Raw genomic sequence first — 17,361 nt, forward strand, 5'->3', positions numbered from 1 at the left:
CACGAAGTATTGCTACTTCGTGAATTTTTTCTGCTAATGGATTAGTGTCCCTCACTGCCGCCGAACATTTCTTGCGAGTAAATAACACCTAGACCGTATGCGCCGCCGTGTTCTTTAGCAATATCAGTTGTCGATTTGTACGTTTCAGAACGTGCCCAGTCGCGTTGCAGTTCCAGTAGGTACTGTTCCCAAGTGATTGGTGCCGCACCTGCTTGAATCATTCGCTCAATGGCCATATCGTGCGCTTCTTTTGAGACACCTCCCGATGTATCGGTTACAATGTATACTTCATATCCTTGATCGATCGCGGAAAGCACAGCAGATAAGTCGCAAACCTCTGTCCACAGACCAGAAACGACAAGCTTTTTCTTACCATAGCTGTTTACTTTATCAACAACTCGTTTATCTTCCCAAGCATTCATCGTTGTGCGGTCAATTGGCTTCTGCTCAGGGAATACTGCTTGAATTTCCGGGAAAATCGGTCCGCTGAACGACTCTGAAGCAACAGTAGTCAGAACGGTAGGCACCTTGAAAGATTTAGCTGCTTTGGCAAGGCCGGTCACGTTATTGCGCAATTCCTGAATATCAATAGATGATGTAGCAAATGCCATTTGCGGTTGGTGGTCGATCATGAGCAAGGTATGATTCGTTGGCGTCAACAATCTGGGAGACGGAACCGCCTTGGCTTGAATGGCAGTTGAACTAGCGTCAACTCTCTCTGTTTTGGCAACAAGAATTGATCCGAATGCGCTAGCCGATACGATAGCAGTTAAAAGTGCAAGAGTTGTTACGCGGCTTGTTAGTAATTTTTTCATGATTATTAGCTCCCTTTATATTTATAATTGTAGAACAGTGTGTCTCGGCCGAAGCGTCTATCACCATGTAAACTTCGTAACCGTTCCTGACATCAAAACTTATTGCGTGACTGCTGCCTAAAATTTTTTGTCTTCCAATAATGGATAAGGAAGAACTTCTTTAAAATCCCTACTTTCTTTTATAAGTTTTACGAAGTAATCGAACTAACTAGTTAATAATTTCGCCGTATGTCGAAGTTCATCGCATGCCTTTATAATATTGAAACCGAAGTATATCAACAATTCTATATTTTCTATACTTTCTATAGTTTGAAACTATAAGATCATTCCACTAAATAATAGGTGATGAGCTATTATCAATAATCGGGGCAAACTGTGGCAAACAAAAGGCTTTAATAAAAAAGGAGCAGCTGCCGTAGCAATCTACCCCTTGTTAATTCAAGTCATCAACGATTAGAACAACAGCGCATCCAGTGAGTAAGTTCCTGCTCCTGTCAGTGCAACGCCGATGGCTACAGCCACGAGGACCAGCGGATATTCATACCCATTTGCCGTTGCCCACAGGCCATTAGGCCGATGTACTTTAACTATAGCGCCTGCCATGGTGATTACAATCATCACTCCTGCTGCTACTGTGAACAGTCCCGTGGTGAACAATGCCCCACCCAGCAGTTCCAATACTCCAGCAAATACAGCCATAACAACACCAGGACGAATGCCAACCGATTCCATCCAGCCTCCTGTCCCTTTTGGGCCATATCCCCCGAACAAGCCGAACAGTTTCTGTGCTCCATGACCAACAAACAACAATCCTACCACTACCCGAATAATAAGAAGTCCCAAATCCATCATTTCATTCATCTCCCAAATTTTTATAGTGTTAATCTAAATTTACCTAGCGAATCTGCCCTGTCATACTATTGAGATAATCCCTCTAGCGGTCATCCCTTAGCAAAATCATTTTATCGGCTGCCAGCTTCGCCGGAGTTACGTCCTCCCCATTGTCATCGATTACCGAGACACCCAGCAGCATGTCGTGAACTTGACCGCGAATCTGCTGCAAATACTCAGTACGAAGCTCTGTCTGTTCTTTTTTCTCCTTCTCGTTTAGTCCTTCAGCATGCTGTTTTCTGCTCAATTCGTTAATACGTCCGAGAATAGCAATCATAATCTGCACCTCATTCCAAAGTTTTTGTCTTTAATTTAATAATCTTTAAATTAAGATATATGAGATAAAAAAATTTCTCCTCTACAACACGATGCTCAATTCCCATTGTATTTCGCATGTCACAATCGATTCGGTTTGTGATCCATCGTATTACTTTGTGGGTTCGTTTATCTTTAATTTAAATATCTTGAATTAAAGATAACCCATATTCATAATGTTGTCAACAGGTAAAATAAAAGAAGGGGCAGCTATATAATGATAGCTATCCCTTGTTTTGAACATTTTTAACGAGATACGAATCCTTAACGATTCCAAGTATTAAAAGCAATCGACTAAATACCAGAAGATCGGGAGTGGAAACCAGTCTTTTGGAGCAGCTACGTCCATATATCGGCCAAAAGGCGTAAGAATCAGCTTTTGTGCTTCCATTTTATCAAGAACAACAGCCTCTGACCAAGCCTCCCGCTCGACATGTACACCTGATTGATCCACTCGAATGGTAACCGGCTGATCATCCATTATAGCTGAAAAAACGCCTGGAGAAAGTCCAATTGTATGGAATTTCAGTGTTAAAAAAGCTTCTAGTACATTCGCAAAATCAAATATATTATACATATTGGATGCTTCTATTTTATAATTTTCCGCGAAAGCACTAAGCTCCGCATTATTCTCCGTCTCATATTCCGGTATTGAAATTCTCACTTGATCTATAGCATATTTATCAAAATAAGCTTTCATTATTTTTCGAATATCTTTCGCGCTTGTTACCGACAGTTCACTTATTACGGTACCGCTATGATCCCTGACCAAATACCCGATAAGGGTATCCTCGCATACAATGCCAATAGGAGCTTGTCCAAAGGAGGCGAAAATCTTCTGAATAAGACGTGGTTCCCGCGAAACGTAAGCAAGACGCGACGTGTTTATTGTGCTGGCAAATGCTTCAGCATTCTCAAATTCAAATAGTGGCAAGAATGAGATCCCTTTGCTGTCTATATTCTCCATTACGTGCCTGACATTTGCTCTGGTAATCGTATACTCACACTTAATTCCGCCAGCCGTATACCCGAAATACTCATATCTCTGCCGCTGACCACTCAATATACTGAGATCAGAAGACCCTCTCATTTCATCCAGCCAGCTCGTCATCAAAACCTTCATATGTCCTTCTCCCCGAGCCCGTGGATGAACAGCAACTCCTCCTAGGAATTTTGCGCGGAGCTCAAGAGTGCCCACATACAAAGTTTGCGGCAACAACGCTATTTGCGATACCAGCTTGCCTTCCTTATTTTCGGCAACCATAGTTATCTCATAAGATTGATCATTCTCATGGTATACCTTAGGGAGTATTTTTTCAAAATCGATACCAAATGCATAGTTTGCTAAATCAACAATCAAATCTCGTTCTTCTGGTTTGGCCATTCTATATTGAGTCATTTCCTATCCATTCCTTTCGCTGCGCTCAAGGCGGTAAATGGTTACTTCTTTCATTATTCTAGAATCTTAAGCGTTCTCAGACAAGAGTATAATTCGGATATGAATAATCTCGGGAAATCATATACACAAAGTCTTTTTATCATATAAAATATGGTAAATACATAATGAATCTAAATGATTCCTCTTATTTCAATGTAGAAAGTAGGTTATAACGGTGAAGGCTAGCAAATTAATTGAATTTCTGGTGGTGGTTGGGGTAATCGTTGCCATTACCCTTTGCGTCAGATATATGGCCGGCCTCCCTTCTAATAGCGGTACAGTAACTGAGGCAGTTGCAAATACGAACCAAGCGGACATTAGCTATGAATCTTCAGAACCTATTATGGAAGCTAGCGAAGAAGCAATAGAGGACCTAAGTGTGGAAAATTCTGAGAATAACCAGTCTATCTTTGATATTAGCGAACTATACACCGTCATAAACGAACTACATGTCGCATTAAACGGGATGGTAGGTTGGGATGGATATGAAGATTTAAACTTTGCCAATATCGATGAAGATCTGATTGGATTGGCGGAAAAGTTGGGGGACTTAGATCGGATAGGCAATAATGATCTTCGTAATGATTTAATTACTGTAAGCAACCTTCTTTATATCGCTGATAGAGATAGTGATATTGCGGCGTTAATGTACAGTCATCGAATCCTTCACGATCTAGATCACGGGATCAATGGCTATCCTACGGACGAGGTATTTAATTACTCCTTAGCTGGCGCCGGTGATGGAAGCATGGCTGATGATGCTGTTAGTTATGTCGAACAACGGCAGTGATTTGCCCTTACTCCAACCACTGCGTAGCCGTAAGTATAAAACTACTACTATATTCATGTTTTTATATGCTATAATCTTTTTCGTAATTTTCTATTTTTATCCATAAGGAGGCTATTAAAGTTGCAATCGAAGATTCACACGAAATGGCTTTTAGGTATGCTGGCAGCTGTTCTGATGCTTGCGATCAGCATTCCGGTAAGCCAGGCAGCAGGAGCGGTTAATAAAGCTGACGCACCGCATTATTCGGATGTGCCGGATAAGGCTTGGTACGCAGAGGCGATAAACGATTGGATTACGCGGGGCATATTGAACCCGAAACAAGGGGATAAATTCGAGCCTGGGTTTGTTATGACACGCGGCGATTTTGCTTTCTTGTTCGCATACTCGCTAGGTCTATCCCCATCAGAGGAGCCTTCGACGTTTAAGGATGTCAAGAATGACGGACTGGCCGGATACATAACGGCTCTCCAAGAAGCAGGTCTGGCGCATGGTTTCCCCGACGGAACGTTCCGTTCGAATTTGCCGGTTACAAGGGCCGAGGCGGCAAGCTGGATCGCCGCAGCCAAAAAACTGACGATTAAACCTCAAAGCAGCAGCCCATTTCGCGATGTAACGCCGAAGAGCTGGTATGCCGGCGCAGTCAACGCATTAGCAGGCACGAGTATCATTTCCGGTAAAGCCAAAGACAGATTTGCCCCGAATGAAACCATTACACGGGCAGAAACAATTACCTTCTTATACCGCTCCTTCTATAAGTCCTATCTCATAGAGGACATTGGAAGCGACGGTACAATCAAAATTGATGGTCATTCCTATCATGCGGATGAATCAGTAAAAGGCCTATTTCAACCGTCGAATAAAACGATTTTACATCACGCAGCGATTCAGTTTACCCATCAGGGTAATACGATTGTTTCTGTGGAAACGCTGATTATTGGCTATAAAGGTGCATTAGCCGGTCAGGATACAAATTTCATATTAAATGCGCAAGGTAATGCAATTAACGGTACGGTTATCGTGGACGCAGATAAGGTCACGCTTTCCAACTTGGTCGTGAAGGGCGATTTGTATCTTGCCCCCTCTTTCCAAACGAATTTTACTGCGCAAAACTTGTTTGTGAAGGGCGAGACAGTTTATCTCGAAGATGTCGGCCGTCCTAATTCGCAGTTAGCGAATATTTCCTTTCAGACGAGCGACCTGGGCAAACTAATTCTCGAGAACAGCGCCAATGTGAAGCAGATCAATCTCGCTCCGAATCAACTGTCCAAATCGTACCTGTATGCCAAAAACGAAGTGCATAGTCTAGCGGTGTCATCCCCTCCTACACCATCAGGCTTAGCGCCAGGTCTTTATGTTCAAGTGATTGATGGTGCAATTAATCTACAGAATTCTGGAGGCTCAACGAATTTCTCGGCAGGTCAGTTTGGCTTTGTACCAAACTTTCAAACACCGCCAATCATTCTGCCTCAAAATCCTGGAGTGCAATTCCTGCCTCCGCCTATTTCCCCAAGCCCGCCAAACCCGACACCGCCAAGCAGTGGTCCTAAAACGATCATATGCGAAAACGCGAGATGCGACGTGGATGCGTTTGTACCTTCGCAAGTGGGCACCGGAAGTACCGGCTCAATTGGGACAATTACCGTTCACTCCGGTACTAGCTTGAACTATACAGGCAGCACGCAGATCGATACGCTTATTATTGGCGATTCGAACGCAGCAAGTGATATTCGCACGTCTTTCACCGGAACGGCGAACATCAATCATGTTATCGTAAACGGCAACAACGGCAAGAACACCTTAACTCTGCAAGGAAAGATTGGAACGCTTGAAATATCGGATACTTCATCCCGATTGTCTTTGCCGGGGAATACAAGAATAGATAATCTCATTGTCCCAATTGGGGTTGAACCGAAATCACTATTCGCAAATCCGGACGACTTATCCAAAGTGTCGGCGATTAATGGACAACCGACGGTACCGACCAATACGACCTCCCCATCTACGCCATCAGATAACACGCCGCCTAACGGTTTGAGCATGCCGCCGACGGCAATCCAAAAGATTGGCAGCACGACTCAAGCGACTCTGTCGATTACGGATACAGATGCGACTGAGCAAGGCGTAGATCACTACCGGGTGTTCGTAGCAGCGGGTGCGGAGGCAACAACTTCTGATCCATATTGGCAAGTCCATGCTGCAGGCGATACGGATATCGACCTGACCGCTTTAGAAGGCGACGTTATCACACCAAGCGATAGTCAAACCGTTCAATTCACGGTCGTCGCTTACGATAGTTCGGGTAATCCTTCGGTACCAACGAATAATGACAAGACATCTGTAAAGTGGGACAAATCCGGACCATCGAGCGAAGGGTTGTCCGTATCCTTCAACGATACGGATATCAGAGCCAATTATATCGGCGGGACGATTCAAATAGCCAGCAGTCAGTCCGATGTTGCGAGCTTCCTTGTTAAAATTGTTGAGCTTACGAACGATGTAAGTTCCGAATTGGATAGCTTTACACAAGGTCTTGAAGACACAACCCTGCTCGATAGCACGTATGTATCCGATATGTCCAATATTCAAATTGCTGCAGCTCCCGTAGATCTATATGGCAACGTAGGAACTACGGTCATTTATGAGGTTACGGACTGGTCAGTGCCGGTACCAACGGAACTCGCTCAAGACGTAACTTTCACGGATACGGACCAATCTTCCAACATTTCCGGAACACTCTCATGGGCAGCTGCGCAAGACGAGACGGCTATTGAAAGTTACGAAGTGTACCTATTGGATAGTTCCAACGCCAAAATTGGCAATCGCCTTGAAAGCATCAATAAAGGCTCAGAATACGCAGTGTTTATTCCAGACTCTACCGTTATTCCTAGTAATGCAGTAAAATTCGGTGTGTACTCCAAAAACGCCGGAGGAGAGAGTGAATTAGCAGCGACAGTTGAGATTGTAAATGATGTGATCGTGATTCCAAACGGGGTAACCTCATTAAATGTTATACAAAACAACTTAGCCACCGTGAATCTGACGATTACGGATACGGATGCAGAAGAGCAAGGTGTCTCCTACTATAGAGTGTTTATAGCCGTTAACGAAGAGGCAACGGAAGATTCGTTTATGGTGAATAGGGAGCGTGGAATGAATACAGAGAATACATTTGAGATTGATTTAAGTGAATTGATCGAGAATGATATTCTACATCCTGGAGACATGGTTCATTTCACTGTAAAAGCTGTAAATGACATTGGTACAGGATCGAACCCGGCAAGCGCAGACAAGACTTCATTGGAATGGGTTGCAGCTGATTAATCGGGGTTTAGATGTAATAGCGAAAAAACACGCCAATTTTGGCGTGTTTTTTTCTGTCACACTACATTCTTCTTAACTGATAGCTACCTTTTGGAATCGTCTCACATGTCATACCGATTTGAATAATGTCCGTGATTTGTTATATATCGGTACTAGTCTTGATGATGTATAGGCATATAAATCCATTCGCTCCGTCTGCGTGGACTGAACCCGGGTAATTGAAATTCTTGTCTCTAAAACATTAGCGGTAAATTTAAATGCCGTGCTCCTCCACTTCGCTCCGTGTGCGCGGTCTGCCGATCGGCCACCAAATAAGGCGTGCTGTAAAACGCCGTAAGAGGCGTAGAAAGCCGAAGCGCCACTTCATATTTCCCTGCAAAATGGCTCTACAACACTGTTTCTGAGCTTAGACGACTGACAACCAATTGTCCTTCAATTTGCTGGGGGTTGCGAAGCAGGTTGAAGATCGGGCAAACCTGTTCGATCGCTTGATGGAGCGCCTGCAATGTTTCCTCTGATTCTTCGGATTCTATGATCAATTTGTAGTGAATGTTATGAGGGTAAATCGGGATATGCTCATAGCCCGGACGACCGGCTAGCGGGTGCATCTCCCCTGTTACTTCAACTTCAAGCGAGTGAAGGGAGACTTGTCTTTCAGCAGCTTGGATTAATGCGATGTGCGTCAAGCAACTTCCCAGCACCCCAAGCTGAAGCTCAGGCGAAGAGGGGCCAAGATTATAGCCCGCGAAATCAGGTGGACTATCGCTTATGAGTTGGAAATCACGAATACGAATTTCCCGAACACCGCTTCTTCCTGACGCTCTAACCTTAGCACTGATAGAGTTAACTTGATCCGGATGTTTTTCGGCTTGAACTCTACGAGCTAGAAGTGCTTCCCTTTTCTGTTTCAAGTATTCATTTAAGGTTCCCATGCTTCTACTATCCCCTTTCCTATATAACGAACCACTTTGAATAGAAGCTTAGCCTTATGAAGTTTCAGTCCGGCCATGTACTAAAAGCAAACCAAAACAGATAATTCACCTAAAAAATCATAGGAGCTTAGAACGCAGGAACAACCGCTACTCCGTATTTCTCTTCAATAAATTTCTTCACTTCCGGTGCTGTTAACACGTCGTTCAACTCCTTAATCTCATCGCGGTTCTCGTCCCCACTTCTTACGACGATGACATTCGCGTAGGGCGAATTTGAGTCTTCCCTGAACAGTGCGCTCTGCGGATCGATCTTGGCCTCCAGAACTAAGTTTGTATTAATGATCGCTCCGTCCAGATCCGGCAGAGATCTTGGCAATGTAGCGGAATCAGCTTCTATGAATTTGAGTTTTTTCGGATTGTCAATGATATCCTTTGGAGTTGCTTCGTAAGTCGTCAGCCCGTCTTTGAGCTTGATCAGACCCTGCTGCTGCAGGAGAACTAGAGCACGATATTCATTGGATGGATTGTTCGGAATGCCGATTTTGGCTCCTTATTTGATTTCGTCCTTGGATTTGAGCTTGCTCGAGTAGAAGCCGATCGGCTCCACATGCACTTTCGTCGTTACGACAAAGTCGTAGCCCTTCTCGTCTTTGACAGAATCCAGATAAGGAACGTGTTGGAAGTATTTGGCATCGATCTGCTTTTCCTGCAAAGCCGGATTCAATTGCCCTTCATCGTCGAGTACTTCGATCTCCAGATTAATGCCTTCCTCTTTAAGCTTTGGCTTGATGAACTCCAAAATTTCGGCATGAGGCACGGCTGCCGCTCCGACTTTTAACGTGACTTCTTTAACCGGCTCGGAGGCGGACGGAGACGGGCTGTCGCTTGGACTTTGAGTAGCCGAGGCTTGCGGAGAACTATTGCCGGAGTACCCGTTGTTATTCGAACCGCAAGCAGCGGCAATCAAGCTCACAACAAACAATAAGGCAACAAGGACGACCATTCTTTTCGCTCCCTGGGATGACCTGCGACCACGAGCGGAAACGCAACATTCTGATACACGGTTTTACCATCTAGCAGATTAAAATGTTGAAAGATCATACCAATCTTCTGCCGAGCCTTGCGAAGTCTACGACCTCTCAATTGCGTGATATCATCGCCTCCGATCCAAATACGCCCCGAATCCGGTTCTTCTAGTCGGTTCATACATCGGATCAGCGTGGATTTACCAGCTCCGCTAACTCCGATAACGCCGAAGATTTCCCCTTTGGCTATCTGTAAATCGATGCGGTCCAGCGCTGAGACACTTCCTTTTGTCGTCAGATAGGTTTTGCTCAGTTGCTCCACGAGAATCAAATCGTCACCTCCTCATACAAATAAAAAAACTAAGTCCTTCCCCCTTCATCGAAGGACGAGTACTTAGTTTCCAGACATCTGGTCAACTTAATGATTCCGTATTAAATTCACATTATTCCGATATTCTTTTATTAATTTAATCCATTTTTAATAAGGTGTCAATATCTTCCCAAAAAGGAAGATTTTAATTATACTATTCACATAAAAATACTTATATTTGGGAGGCTTATCATGAGTACTGCAACACGCCAAATAAAATTATCGGCTTATCTGGTCGGTACAGGAATGCATGTCGCCTCATGGAGACTACCGCAGGCCCTCGCCGGTGCCAGCATTGACATCGACTACTACAAGAAGCTTGTAAGAACAGCCGAAAAAGGAAAATTCGATTTCGCATTTCTTGCAGATAGTCTAGCGATCAATGAAGTCTCTCATCCCAACATTCTAAACCGTTACGAGCCGATCACACTGATCGCCGCGTTGGCAGGCCACACGGAGCAAATCGGCATTGTCGCCACAGCATCTACCTCCTACATTGAGCCTTTCAACCTCGCTCGTCTGTTGATGTCCGTCGATCATATTAGCAAGGGTCGGGCTGGCTGGAACATCGTCACGACACGAGATTTATCAGGCAACACTGCGAGAAATTTCGGTGCCGAAGATCATCTTGAGCATGGATTCCGCTATCGAAGGGCAAATGAGTTCTTGGAAGTGGTGCTGGGACTGTGGGATAGCTGGGAGGACAACGCTTTTATTCACGACAAAGAGAGCGGAGTGTTCTTTGATCGCAACAAGCTTCATCGGCTCCAGCACAAGGGAGAGTTCTTCTCGGTAGAAGGTCCTCTGAATATCGGCCGTTCCCCCCAAGGACGCCCCGTGCTCGTTCAAGCCGGTGTCTCTGATTCCGGTCAAGAACTCTCTTCCCGGATAGGAGAAGTCATCTTCTCGATCAAGTACGATTTTGATGATGCAAAGGCTTACTATGATACCTTCAAGAACAAAGTGGCCTCGGCCGGACGGAATCCAGATCATGTTTATATTCTACAAGGCATCTCTCCTATTATAGGGTCTACAGAAGAAGAAGCGAGAGAGAAGAGAAGCCAGCTAGAGTCCCTCATTCCCAAAGAGACTGGCATCGGTTTTCTATCCGATTATTTCCAAGGCTTCGTCGATTTCACCGGCTTTACACTAGACGACCGGGCCAAGGATGCCGGACTAGATCGCCTCCCGATGACCAAAACCGATTACTTGAAGCATCAGCCGATTATTTCCCGAATAAATCCAACACTTCGCGAGGTTTACTCCCTGCTCACCGGATCTTTCAGCAGCGACCATCTGGTCGGTACCCCGGAGAAGATTGCCGACACTTTGGAGTATTGGTTCCGAAACCGCGCTGCTGACGGCTTTATGCTTATGGCGCCTTCGTTACCTGACGGATTGGAGAATTTCGTTGAGCAGGTCGTCCCCATTTTGCAAAAGCGAGGCTTGTTCCGATTGGAGTACACTGGCTCTACCTTGAGGGAACATCTTGGCCTTCCGTTTCCGGCAAACCGTTACACTTGAACTCGCACTATCAGAGCAGACATTAAGTTAACTGTTGACTGAAAAATTAACATCAAAGCCATAGATTAGATGTATACCTTTGAAGTCTTTTCAGTTCATTACATCCGCGCGGACTGAACCCAGGTTATCGAAATTTCTCAATTCATTTAAAGGTAAATTTCGATGCCTCGCGAGGTCTGCCCCCTTAGGGCTCCACCAAACAATAAAAAAACCACTTCGGATGAAGTGGTTTATATTTATTGTTTGGTGGAGCCAAGGGGATCCGACTTCGCTTGGCTCCTCTCCTCATCATGGGATGTCCAAATCTTTTATTTGAATGGCTGACGAAGCTTACTCGAAGAGGACTTTTAGCGGTAGATTCAGACGCCGTGCTCCTGCATTAGTAGAGGTTTCTCCGAAGTATACTCACATCATTACGTCCGCGCGGACTGAACCCGGGTTCGCCCCCTTAGGGCTCCACCAACAATAAAAAACCACTTCGGATGAAGTGGTTTATATTTATTGTTTGGTGGAGCCAAGGGGGATCCGACCTCGCTTAGCTCGTCTCCTCATCATGGGATGTCTGAATCTTTTATTGTATAGACTGACGAAGCTTATTCGACGAGGACTTTTAGCGGTAGATTCAGACGCCGTGCTCCTCCATTAGAAGTATTCCTTCGAAGACTTTTCACTACATTACGTCCGCGCGGACTGAACCCGGGTTCGCCCCCTTTGGGCTCCACCAAACAATAAAAAAACCACTTCGAATGAAGTGGTTGAATTTATTGTTTGGTGGAGCCAAGGGGGATCGAACCCCTGACCTCTTGCATGCCATGCAAGCGCTCTCCCAGCTGAGCTATGGCCCCGGACTAGAAAATGATAGCACAGTCATTTCCAAACTGTCAATCTTTTTACTAGACTCTATCAACCTTACTTTACATATCCAAATCCGAGGATTGTAAACCTCTTATCTTCTTGGCCGGAGAGCATCTTAATCTCAACTGTATGCTCCTTGGATTCTTGTTCGCTATACAAAATAACCGCATTACAATGAGTCCAGTTGATGATATGAGGATCTGCGGCTTTCACATGCTGCCCGTCAACCAAAATTTCCGCACTTCCAAAGTCCTGACTGCCAGAATCCTTGAACACCAGAATAAGCCGCTTGCTGTGAATGGTCAGCTTAAAGCTTCCATCACCAAATTCAGCCGTATGCATCCAGTTGAAAGGAAACTGCGGTGTTCCGAATGAATCGAAATCCAACTCCACCAAATGAAGATCAGTATCCGTTTCAATAAAGCTCCCGGCTTCAATCACAGCAATGCCTTCGAAATTACTCCTATCCAACAAACGTATCTCCACAAAATCATTCCCGATAACCGGCAGCTTATTAATCATAATATCTGCGCCATCGGCTTCAGAATAATCCGTCTTTTCAAACAAGTGACCAAGACAATCCGCCATCACGGTATGACCCGCATTCGTCGGATGGTAGATATCATAGAAGAACTGCCTTTTCGAAATGATATTTCCCTCAGCCTTTGATAATCGGAACTGCTCCACAACCGCATCTTTCACACTGACCATGGGCAACTCATAATGCCAGCCTACAGGCGATAGCCGATCTTGAAGATTCCAGTCATTCTGGAACACGCTGAACAACAGAATAACGGCTGGAGCATTTGCTGCATTTAATGCCTTCAGTACTAGACTCTCATAACAGTTCCCTTTGGTTTCGTCCCCTGCATCATTCACGGCAAATTCGATAATTACGATATCCGGCTCCACCGTACCATCTCGAAGAACATCCCTGTCATAACGAACAATGCCAAGCTCGGAAGGCGTTCCTCCAACCCCTGCTTTGATCAAATGTATATGGTCAGCATCAGGACGGCCGAACAGCTGCTTAAATCGCTCATAAGCTTGATAAGCATAGCTGGTGTTATGAATCGGCTTGGCTCCTGCACCTTGCGTAATGGAGCCCCCGATGTAAGCGATCGTTACATCCTCGCCTCTTTTCGCTTTTTCAATTGCTGTTTTCAGTCTATAATTATTGCCTTTGCTAACTAATGACTTAGCAATCATCCCGCGATAAGCTTCAGACCCGAACTCGACAGGTGGTTCTGGCGTAATCTCCGGAACTTCAAACCCATCATTCAGGTACAAAATAATGCTCGCCGTCGCAAGCGCACCTGCCTGCTCAAATTCAAAAGTAAATTTTCCAGGTACATCATCATCCGATGACCACTCATACTCATCCAGGATCAATAAAGTTTCCGAACCATCTGCCACACAAGGAATTCTGATCCTGGTTCCTGACTCGTATTTGTTTGTCTTCCCCCAGTTTTCGAGGCTAAAGTAGATCTCCGTGCCTTCTCGCTCGTCATGCGCCTTCACAGAAATTCCGATACTATGTACCAGCTTGCGGAACCCGTTGCAGCTCGCCAGGTGTGCGAGTATTTCCTCGTCCTCAACCCCACCTGTGAAATTCGCTTTGTCACTCAGCCGTCCTTCCAGATAAATCTCTTGCGAGAACTTACCGTCTGGGCGGGTACTTGCTTCAATAATGGATTCGAACATAATAAAAAATCCGCTTCGCTTCCGGGTCGGATCTTTAGGAGCCGTTGGACCTTTATGATCATCAGCCTTCACTTCTATCGTTTTATTATCCATCTGAAGATATCACCTTTTCCTATATGACGTATCTCCATTGATTATATAGAACGATCCGGTCCTGCCGCATGTTAGAAATTAAAGGCTTTATATAAAAAATTAAGTGATTTTCACCCTATAATTTGATATCTCGACCAGATTCTGATCCGGGTCGCGTACATACACAGATACAATCTTACCGACAGCTCCAGTCCGGGCAACTGGTCCTTCCTCCACCTGCACATCACAAGATGCCAGGTGCCGGAGCACCTCCTCCATCGAAGTCTTTGTAATTAAACAGAAATCAGCCGAACCAGCCTGAGGCTTCCTTGCCTTCGGATCGAATTCTTTGCCCGTCTCCTTCTCGATACTCGCTACGGTTAACACAAGATATTGAGGCAAAAATAGCCCTCCCGCTTAAGGGAAGGGCTATCTCATGCAGCTACAAGCCGCCTGGATTGTTAATCGGATGCTTGGACAACAGACTGTTCAGCTCTTTCATGAACATATCGATATCCTTGAACTGTCTGTATACGGATGCGAACCGCACATAAGCTACTTCATCAACCGGATATAGCTGGCTCATCACAATCTCGCCAATATCACGGCTCTCAACTTCTGCAAGAGCAGTCGTGCGAAGCTCCTTCTCCACTTCCGAGACGATAACCTCAAGACGTTCAACAGATACCGGACGCTTCTCGCAAGCACGAATGAGGCCGCGAAGAATTTTATCACGGCTGAATTCTTCCCGGCTGCCGCCTTTCTTAATGACGATAAGCGGGGTTTCTTCAATCATCTCAAAGGTCGTGAACCTTCTGCTGCATTTCTCACATTCACGACGTCTGCGAATGGATTTATTCTCATTGGCTGGCCTTGAATCGAGTACTTTTGTACCCGCGTAATCGCAATAAGGGCATTTCATCAATTTCACTCCTTCCGAATCCTATTTTTGTGGTTATAAAAAATTTACCAATCGTTACCTGAATGAAGTTGCGAATTCCGCACATAATACATTTACCAACCGCAAGGAGGTGAACATCAATGAGCTCGAACAACAGCAGCACACTACTGGTACCGCAAGCTACTGCAGCACTAGACCAAATGAAATATGAGGTCGCTCAAGAGCTGGGTATTACGTTGTCGCAAGACGGTTATTACGGCAACCTGCTTACAAAAGACGCAGGCTACATCGGGGGTAACATTACTCGCCGTTTGGTGCAAATTGCCGAACAATCTCTTGCAGGTCGTCAATAATCATTTCATCAGTCATGTATAACAGATGCTTTGGCTGTTCCGTCCTGAAGCGGCGGACGGCCAAGGCTTCTTCTTGTCTACGTCAGAGAATCGGATAAAGATCTTTGTACTTATTATAATAATAAATAACACGTTGTACATAGTGGCGAGTTTCTCCATATGGAATTTGATCCGCTGTATCCAGTTTCCCGTCCCATTTTCCGGAATCAAGCCATTTTCTCACGTTACCAGGACCCGCATTATAGGCTGCAATGACAGCTACCGTATTCTGATCAAATTGCTTATGCAAGGACTGCAAATACCATGCTCCAACTTCGATACTGACATCCGGTCGATTCTGCAGCATATCTTCTGTTACATTCTTGAAATCCGCCTTCTGGAAAATCCAGTCCGCTGTATCAGGCATAATCTGCATGAGGCCTAGTGCCCCTTTTTTCGAAACTTGTCCGGTCGAATAATTGGTTTCTGTTCGAATAATCGCCGCAATAAGATGTGGATCAACACCATAATTAGATGCGCTAGCACGTATGTCTTCCTTGAACTCGATTGGATACATCATACGGGCAAGCCAATTAGAATTCAGGAATAACACACCAATGAGGCCGATGAGCAGAAGAAGCAGCACTCTTTTTCGAATTAACCATCTCATGGCAAATCCTGACTTTTCCAAAACTCGTCCACCTGACGTTTAGTTTCTTCAAGTGAACTACTATTATCAATCACCCAGTCCGCACGGCTTCTCTTCTGCTCAATATCCATTTGAAGTCCAATACGGCGTAGTGCTTCTTCCTGTACCAAACCGTTCCGCTCCATCAGCCGTGTAAGCTGAAGCTGCTGCGGAACATAGACAACCATAATACCTTCATATAACTCTTCCTGGCCTGTCTCATATAATAAAGGGATGTCCGCTACAACAAGCTGCCTCGGGTCTTGTTCTTCATATTGCCTGATCCGCTGCTGCATGCGATTTCGTATCGCAGGGTGCAGAATACTCTCAAGCTGCATGAGCCGATCGCGATTGTTGAACACGATCTCTCCAAGCGCTTTCCTATTGAGCGTTCCGTCTGTATGTATAACAGCTTGTCCGAATGTAGAGGCGACCGCCTCTAAAGCCGGTTCGCCGGGCATAACAACCTCTCTCGCAACCTGATCGGCATCGACCAGCAATGCGCCCCGTTCTACCAACATGGCAGCAACGGTGCTCTTGCCGGTAGCGATTCCGCCGGTTAAACCGATCTTCATTAGCTTTCACCCCGTTCTAATCATCCTATAACAGCTTTAATATCCCAATCACAATCAATAAAATACCCGGAAGCACCGAAACCGCCTGCATTCCTTTCCAGTTCGAGAACCGGAAGCCAAACCGTATACCGCCAAGAAGAAACAAGGCGCTCGCCACGGCAATCATAATAGGAGTTAATAAAGGTGACAATCCAACCATCGCAGCCCCGATACCTGCACCAAAAGCATCAAATGACAAGGCAACACCAAGCATTAGCGCTTCAGTCGCAGAAATCGTCCCCGACTTATCAACATCGGCAGCCTGTGGAGTCCGCAATATTTGTATAACCAATCCTAGGCGCTTCAATTCAACAATGACAACAAGCACCGGATGCGAACGATCAACCAAGGTCGATGGCTCAGTTCCTGATTCCTGCTCGGCATCCGCCTCACCGTCACCAGCTCCGGCTTCCTTGCCGCTCCGTCTAAGCTGTAAGAGTGCCCAGGTCCCGATGGCAACAAGAACCACAGATCCAATTAACTTAGCGACAAAAGGGGATAAATATCCCGTAATCCATGAACCAACGAGCATCGACAGAAAAATAACCATGCCAGAGCAAATCGCAATGATGACAATCGATAAGAGCGGAATTCGTATTCGCCGCAATCCGTATGTCACGCCTACTCCGAAGCCGTCCACACTGACAGCAAAAGCAAGCACCAGCAAAGAAGCAAAATGCGCGAACAACCCGCAGCCCTCCCCCGCATATCAGATGTCTCAATCATCTAGACATCCGCCTATTGTTCGTAACAACAACAGCATATGCGGGGAAT

The 17,361-nt window shown here is 45.3% G+C and carries 16 protein-coding genes, 1 tRNA gene and 1 pseudogene; 4 read left to right on the forward strand and 14 right to left on the reverse strand.

Annotated elements, in window-relative coordinates; all coding sequences use genetic code 11:
* Positions 1-41 precede the first annotated feature (41 nt).
* The 4 genes from AC0YNT_RS14595 to AC0YNT_RS14610 form a co-directional block, all read right to left on the reverse strand.
* Positions 42-632, reverse strand: a complete 591-nt coding sequence (locus tag AC0YNT_RS14595; RefSeq protein ID WP_475805327.1) for a hydrolase — start codon at positions 630-632, stop codon at positions 42-44.
* A 636-nt stretch (positions 633-1,268) separates the two neighbouring features.
* Positions 1,269-1,667 carry a DoxX family protein gene (locus AC0YNT_RS14600; protein WP_475805252.1) on the reverse strand — a complete coding sequence of 133 codons (399 nt, stop codon included), beginning with the start codon at positions 1,665-1,667 and terminating at the stop codon, positions 1,269-1,271.
* Positions 1,668-1,749: 82 nt separating this feature from the next.
* Positions 1,750-1,983 carry a DUF896 domain-containing protein gene (locus tag AC0YNT_RS14605; RefSeq protein ID WP_475805253.1) on the reverse strand — a complete coding sequence of 78 codons (234 nt, stop codon included), beginning with the start codon at positions 1,981-1,983 and terminating at the stop codon, positions 1,750-1,752.
* 318 nt (positions 1,984-2,301) lie between these two features.
* On the reverse strand, positions 2,302-3,420 hold the full coding sequence (locus AC0YNT_RS14610) for a GNAT family N-acetyltransferase (RefSeq protein WP_475805254.1): 1,119 nt from the start codon (positions 3,418-3,420) through the stop codon (positions 2,302-2,304).
* Positions 3,421-3,634: 214 nt separating this feature from the next.
* Here AC0YNT_RS14610 and AC0YNT_RS14615 point away from each other — a divergent pair, with 214 nt between their 5' ends.
* Both AC0YNT_RS14615 and AC0YNT_RS14620 read left to right on the forward strand, forming a co-directional pair.
* Positions 3,635-4,249, forward strand: a complete 615-nt coding sequence (locus tag AC0YNT_RS14615) for a hypothetical protein (protein WP_475805255.1) — start codon at positions 3,635-3,637, stop codon at positions 4,247-4,249.
* A 120-nt stretch (positions 4,250-4,369) separates the two neighbouring features.
* The gene (locus AC0YNT_RS14620) at positions 4,370-7,570 is read left to right on the forward strand and encodes an S-layer homology domain-containing protein (protein ID WP_475805256.1); all 3,201 of its coding nucleotides are present in this window, start codon (positions 4,370-4,372) and stop codon (positions 7,568-7,570) included.
* Positions 7,571-7,956: 386 nt separating this feature from the next.
* Here the strand turns inward: AC0YNT_RS14620 and AC0YNT_RS14625 are convergent, their stop codons facing one another.
* The 3 genes and pseudogenes from AC0YNT_RS14625 to AC0YNT_RS14635 all read right to left on the reverse strand — a co-directional run bounded on the left by AC0YNT_RS14625 (position 7,957) and on the right by AC0YNT_RS14635 (position 9,849).
* Positions 7,957-8,502 carry an OsmC family protein gene (locus AC0YNT_RS14625; RefSeq protein ID WP_475805257.1) on the reverse strand — a complete coding sequence of 182 codons (546 nt, stop codon included), beginning with the start codon at positions 8,500-8,502 and terminating at the stop codon, positions 7,957-7,959.
* Positions 8,503-8,629: 127 nt separating this feature from the next.
* Positions 8,630-9,505, reverse strand: a pseudogene (locus tag AC0YNT_RS14630) (MetQ/NlpA family ABC transporter substrate-binding protein).
* Positions 9,472-9,849: an ATP-binding cassette domain-containing protein gene (locus AC0YNT_RS14635; RefSeq protein WP_475805328.1), complete on the reverse strand. Its 378-nt coding sequence runs from the start codon at positions 9,847-9,849 to the stop codon at positions 9,472-9,474. Before AC0YNT_RS14635 ends, AC0YNT_RS14630 begins: the two are co-directional and overlap by 34 nt.
* A 240-nt stretch (positions 9,850-10,089) precedes the next feature.
* On the opposite strand from AC0YNT_RS14635, the gene AC0YNT_RS14640 reads away from it, so the two are divergent.
* Complete coding sequence (locus AC0YNT_RS14640) at positions 10,090-11,421, forward strand: LLM class flavin-dependent oxidoreductase (RefSeq protein ID WP_475805258.1); 1,332 nt, start codon at positions 10,090-10,092, stop codon at positions 11,419-11,421.
* A gap of 769 nt (positions 11,422-12,190) precedes the next feature.
* On the opposite strand, the gene AC0YNT_RS14645 is transcribed toward AC0YNT_RS14640, so the two are convergent.
* The 4 genes from AC0YNT_RS14645 to nrdR all read right to left on the reverse strand — a co-directional run bounded on the left by AC0YNT_RS14645 (position 12,191) and on the right by nrdR (position 14,974).
* A tRNA-Ala gene (locus tag AC0YNT_RS14645) sits at positions 12,191-12,266 on the reverse strand.
* Between the two features lie 64 nt (positions 12,267-12,330).
* Positions 12,331-14,073: an SGNH/GDSL hydrolase family protein gene (locus AC0YNT_RS14650; RefSeq protein WP_475805259.1), complete on the reverse strand. Its 1,743-nt coding sequence runs from the start codon at positions 14,071-14,073 to the stop codon at positions 12,331-12,333.
* 99 nt (positions 14,074-14,172) lie between these two features.
* A complete protein-coding gene (locus AC0YNT_RS14655) occupies positions 14,173-14,454 on the reverse strand; it encodes a VOC family protein (RefSeq protein WP_475805260.1) in 282 nt (93 codons plus the stop codon).
* A gap of 40 nt (positions 14,455-14,494) precedes the next feature.
* A complete protein-coding gene (gene nrdR, locus AC0YNT_RS14660) occupies positions 14,495-14,974 on the reverse strand; it encodes a transcriptional regulator NrdR (RefSeq protein WP_475805261.1) in 480 nt (159 codons plus the stop codon).
* 119 nt (positions 14,975-15,093) lie between these two features.
* Here nrdR and AC0YNT_RS14665 point away from each other — a divergent pair, with 119 nt between their 5' ends.
* Positions 15,094-15,306 (forward strand): alpha/beta-type small acid-soluble spore protein, encoded by a 213-nt coding sequence (locus AC0YNT_RS14665; protein WP_167279665.1) that lies wholly within the window; start codon positions 15,094-15,096, stop codon positions 15,304-15,306.
* A gap of 82 nt (positions 15,307-15,388) precedes the next feature.
* Here AC0YNT_RS14665 and AC0YNT_RS14670 read toward each other — a convergent pair whose 3' ends face one another.
* Genes AC0YNT_RS14670 through ytaF form a run of 3 tightly spaced genes read right to left on the reverse strand, consistent with a single transcriptional unit; the run spans position 15,389 to position 17,275 of the window.
* Complete coding sequence (locus AC0YNT_RS14670) at positions 15,389-15,955, reverse strand: lytic transglycosylase domain-containing protein (RefSeq protein ID WP_167280052.1); 567 nt, start codon at positions 15,953-15,955, stop codon at positions 15,389-15,391.
* Entirely contained in the window at positions 15,952-16,548 is a 597-nt protein-coding gene (gene coaE, locus AC0YNT_RS14675) for a dephospho-CoA kinase (RefSeq protein WP_475805262.1), read from the reverse strand. Before coaE ends, AC0YNT_RS14670 begins: the two co-directional genes overlap by 4 nt.
* Before the next feature lie 25 nt (positions 16,549-16,573).
* On the reverse strand, positions 16,574-17,275 hold the full coding sequence (gene ytaF, locus AC0YNT_RS14680) for a sporulation membrane protein YtaF (protein WP_475805263.1): 702 nt from the start codon (positions 17,273-17,275) through the stop codon (positions 16,574-16,576).
* Between the last annotated feature and the right edge of the window lie 86 nt (positions 17,276-17,361).

It is taken from the genome of Paenibacillus sp. J22R56 (genome assembly GCF_056269375.1).

Coding starts and splice junctions, on each gene's coding strand:
- AC0YNT_RS14595 (WP_475805327.1), bottom strand. CDS start 632: ATGATCGACCACCAACCGCAAATGGCATTTGCTACATCATCTATTGAT.
- AC0YNT_RS14600 (WP_475805252.1), bottom strand. CDS start 1,667: ATGATGGATTTGGGACTTCTTATTATTCGGGTAGTGGTAGGATTGTTG.
- AC0YNT_RS14605 (WP_475805253.1), bottom strand. CDS start 1,983: ATGATTGCTATTCTCGGACGTATTAACGAATTGAGCAGAAAACAGCAT.
- AC0YNT_RS14610 (WP_475805254.1), bottom strand. CDS start 3,420: ATGACTCAATATAGAATGGCCAAACCAGAAGAACGAGATTTGATTGTT.
- AC0YNT_RS14625 (WP_475805257.1), bottom strand. CDS start 8,502: ATGGGAACCTTAAATGAATACTTGAAACAGAAAAGGGAAGCACTTCTA.
- AC0YNT_RS14640 (WP_475805258.1), top strand. CDS start 10,090: ATGAGTACTGCAACACGCCAAATAAAATTATCGGCTTATCTGGTCGGT.
- AC0YNT_RS14650 (WP_475805259.1), bottom strand. CDS start 14,073: ATGGATAATAAAACGATAGAAGTGAAGGCTGATGATCATAAAGGTCCA.
- nrdR (WP_475805261.1), bottom strand. CDS start 14,974: ATGAAATGCCCTTATTGCGATTACGCGGGTACAAAAGTACTCGATTCA.
- AC0YNT_RS14665 (WP_167279665.1), top strand. CDS start 15,094: ATGAGCTCGAACAACAGCAGCACACTACTGGTACCGCAAGCTACTGCA.
- AC0YNT_RS14670 (WP_167280052.1), bottom strand. CDS start 15,955: ATGAGATGGTTAATTCGAAAAAGAGTGCTGCTTCTTCTGCTCATCGGC.
- coaE (WP_475805262.1), bottom strand. CDS start 16,548: ATGAAGATCGGTTTAACCGGCGGAATCGCTACCGGCAAGAGCACCGTT.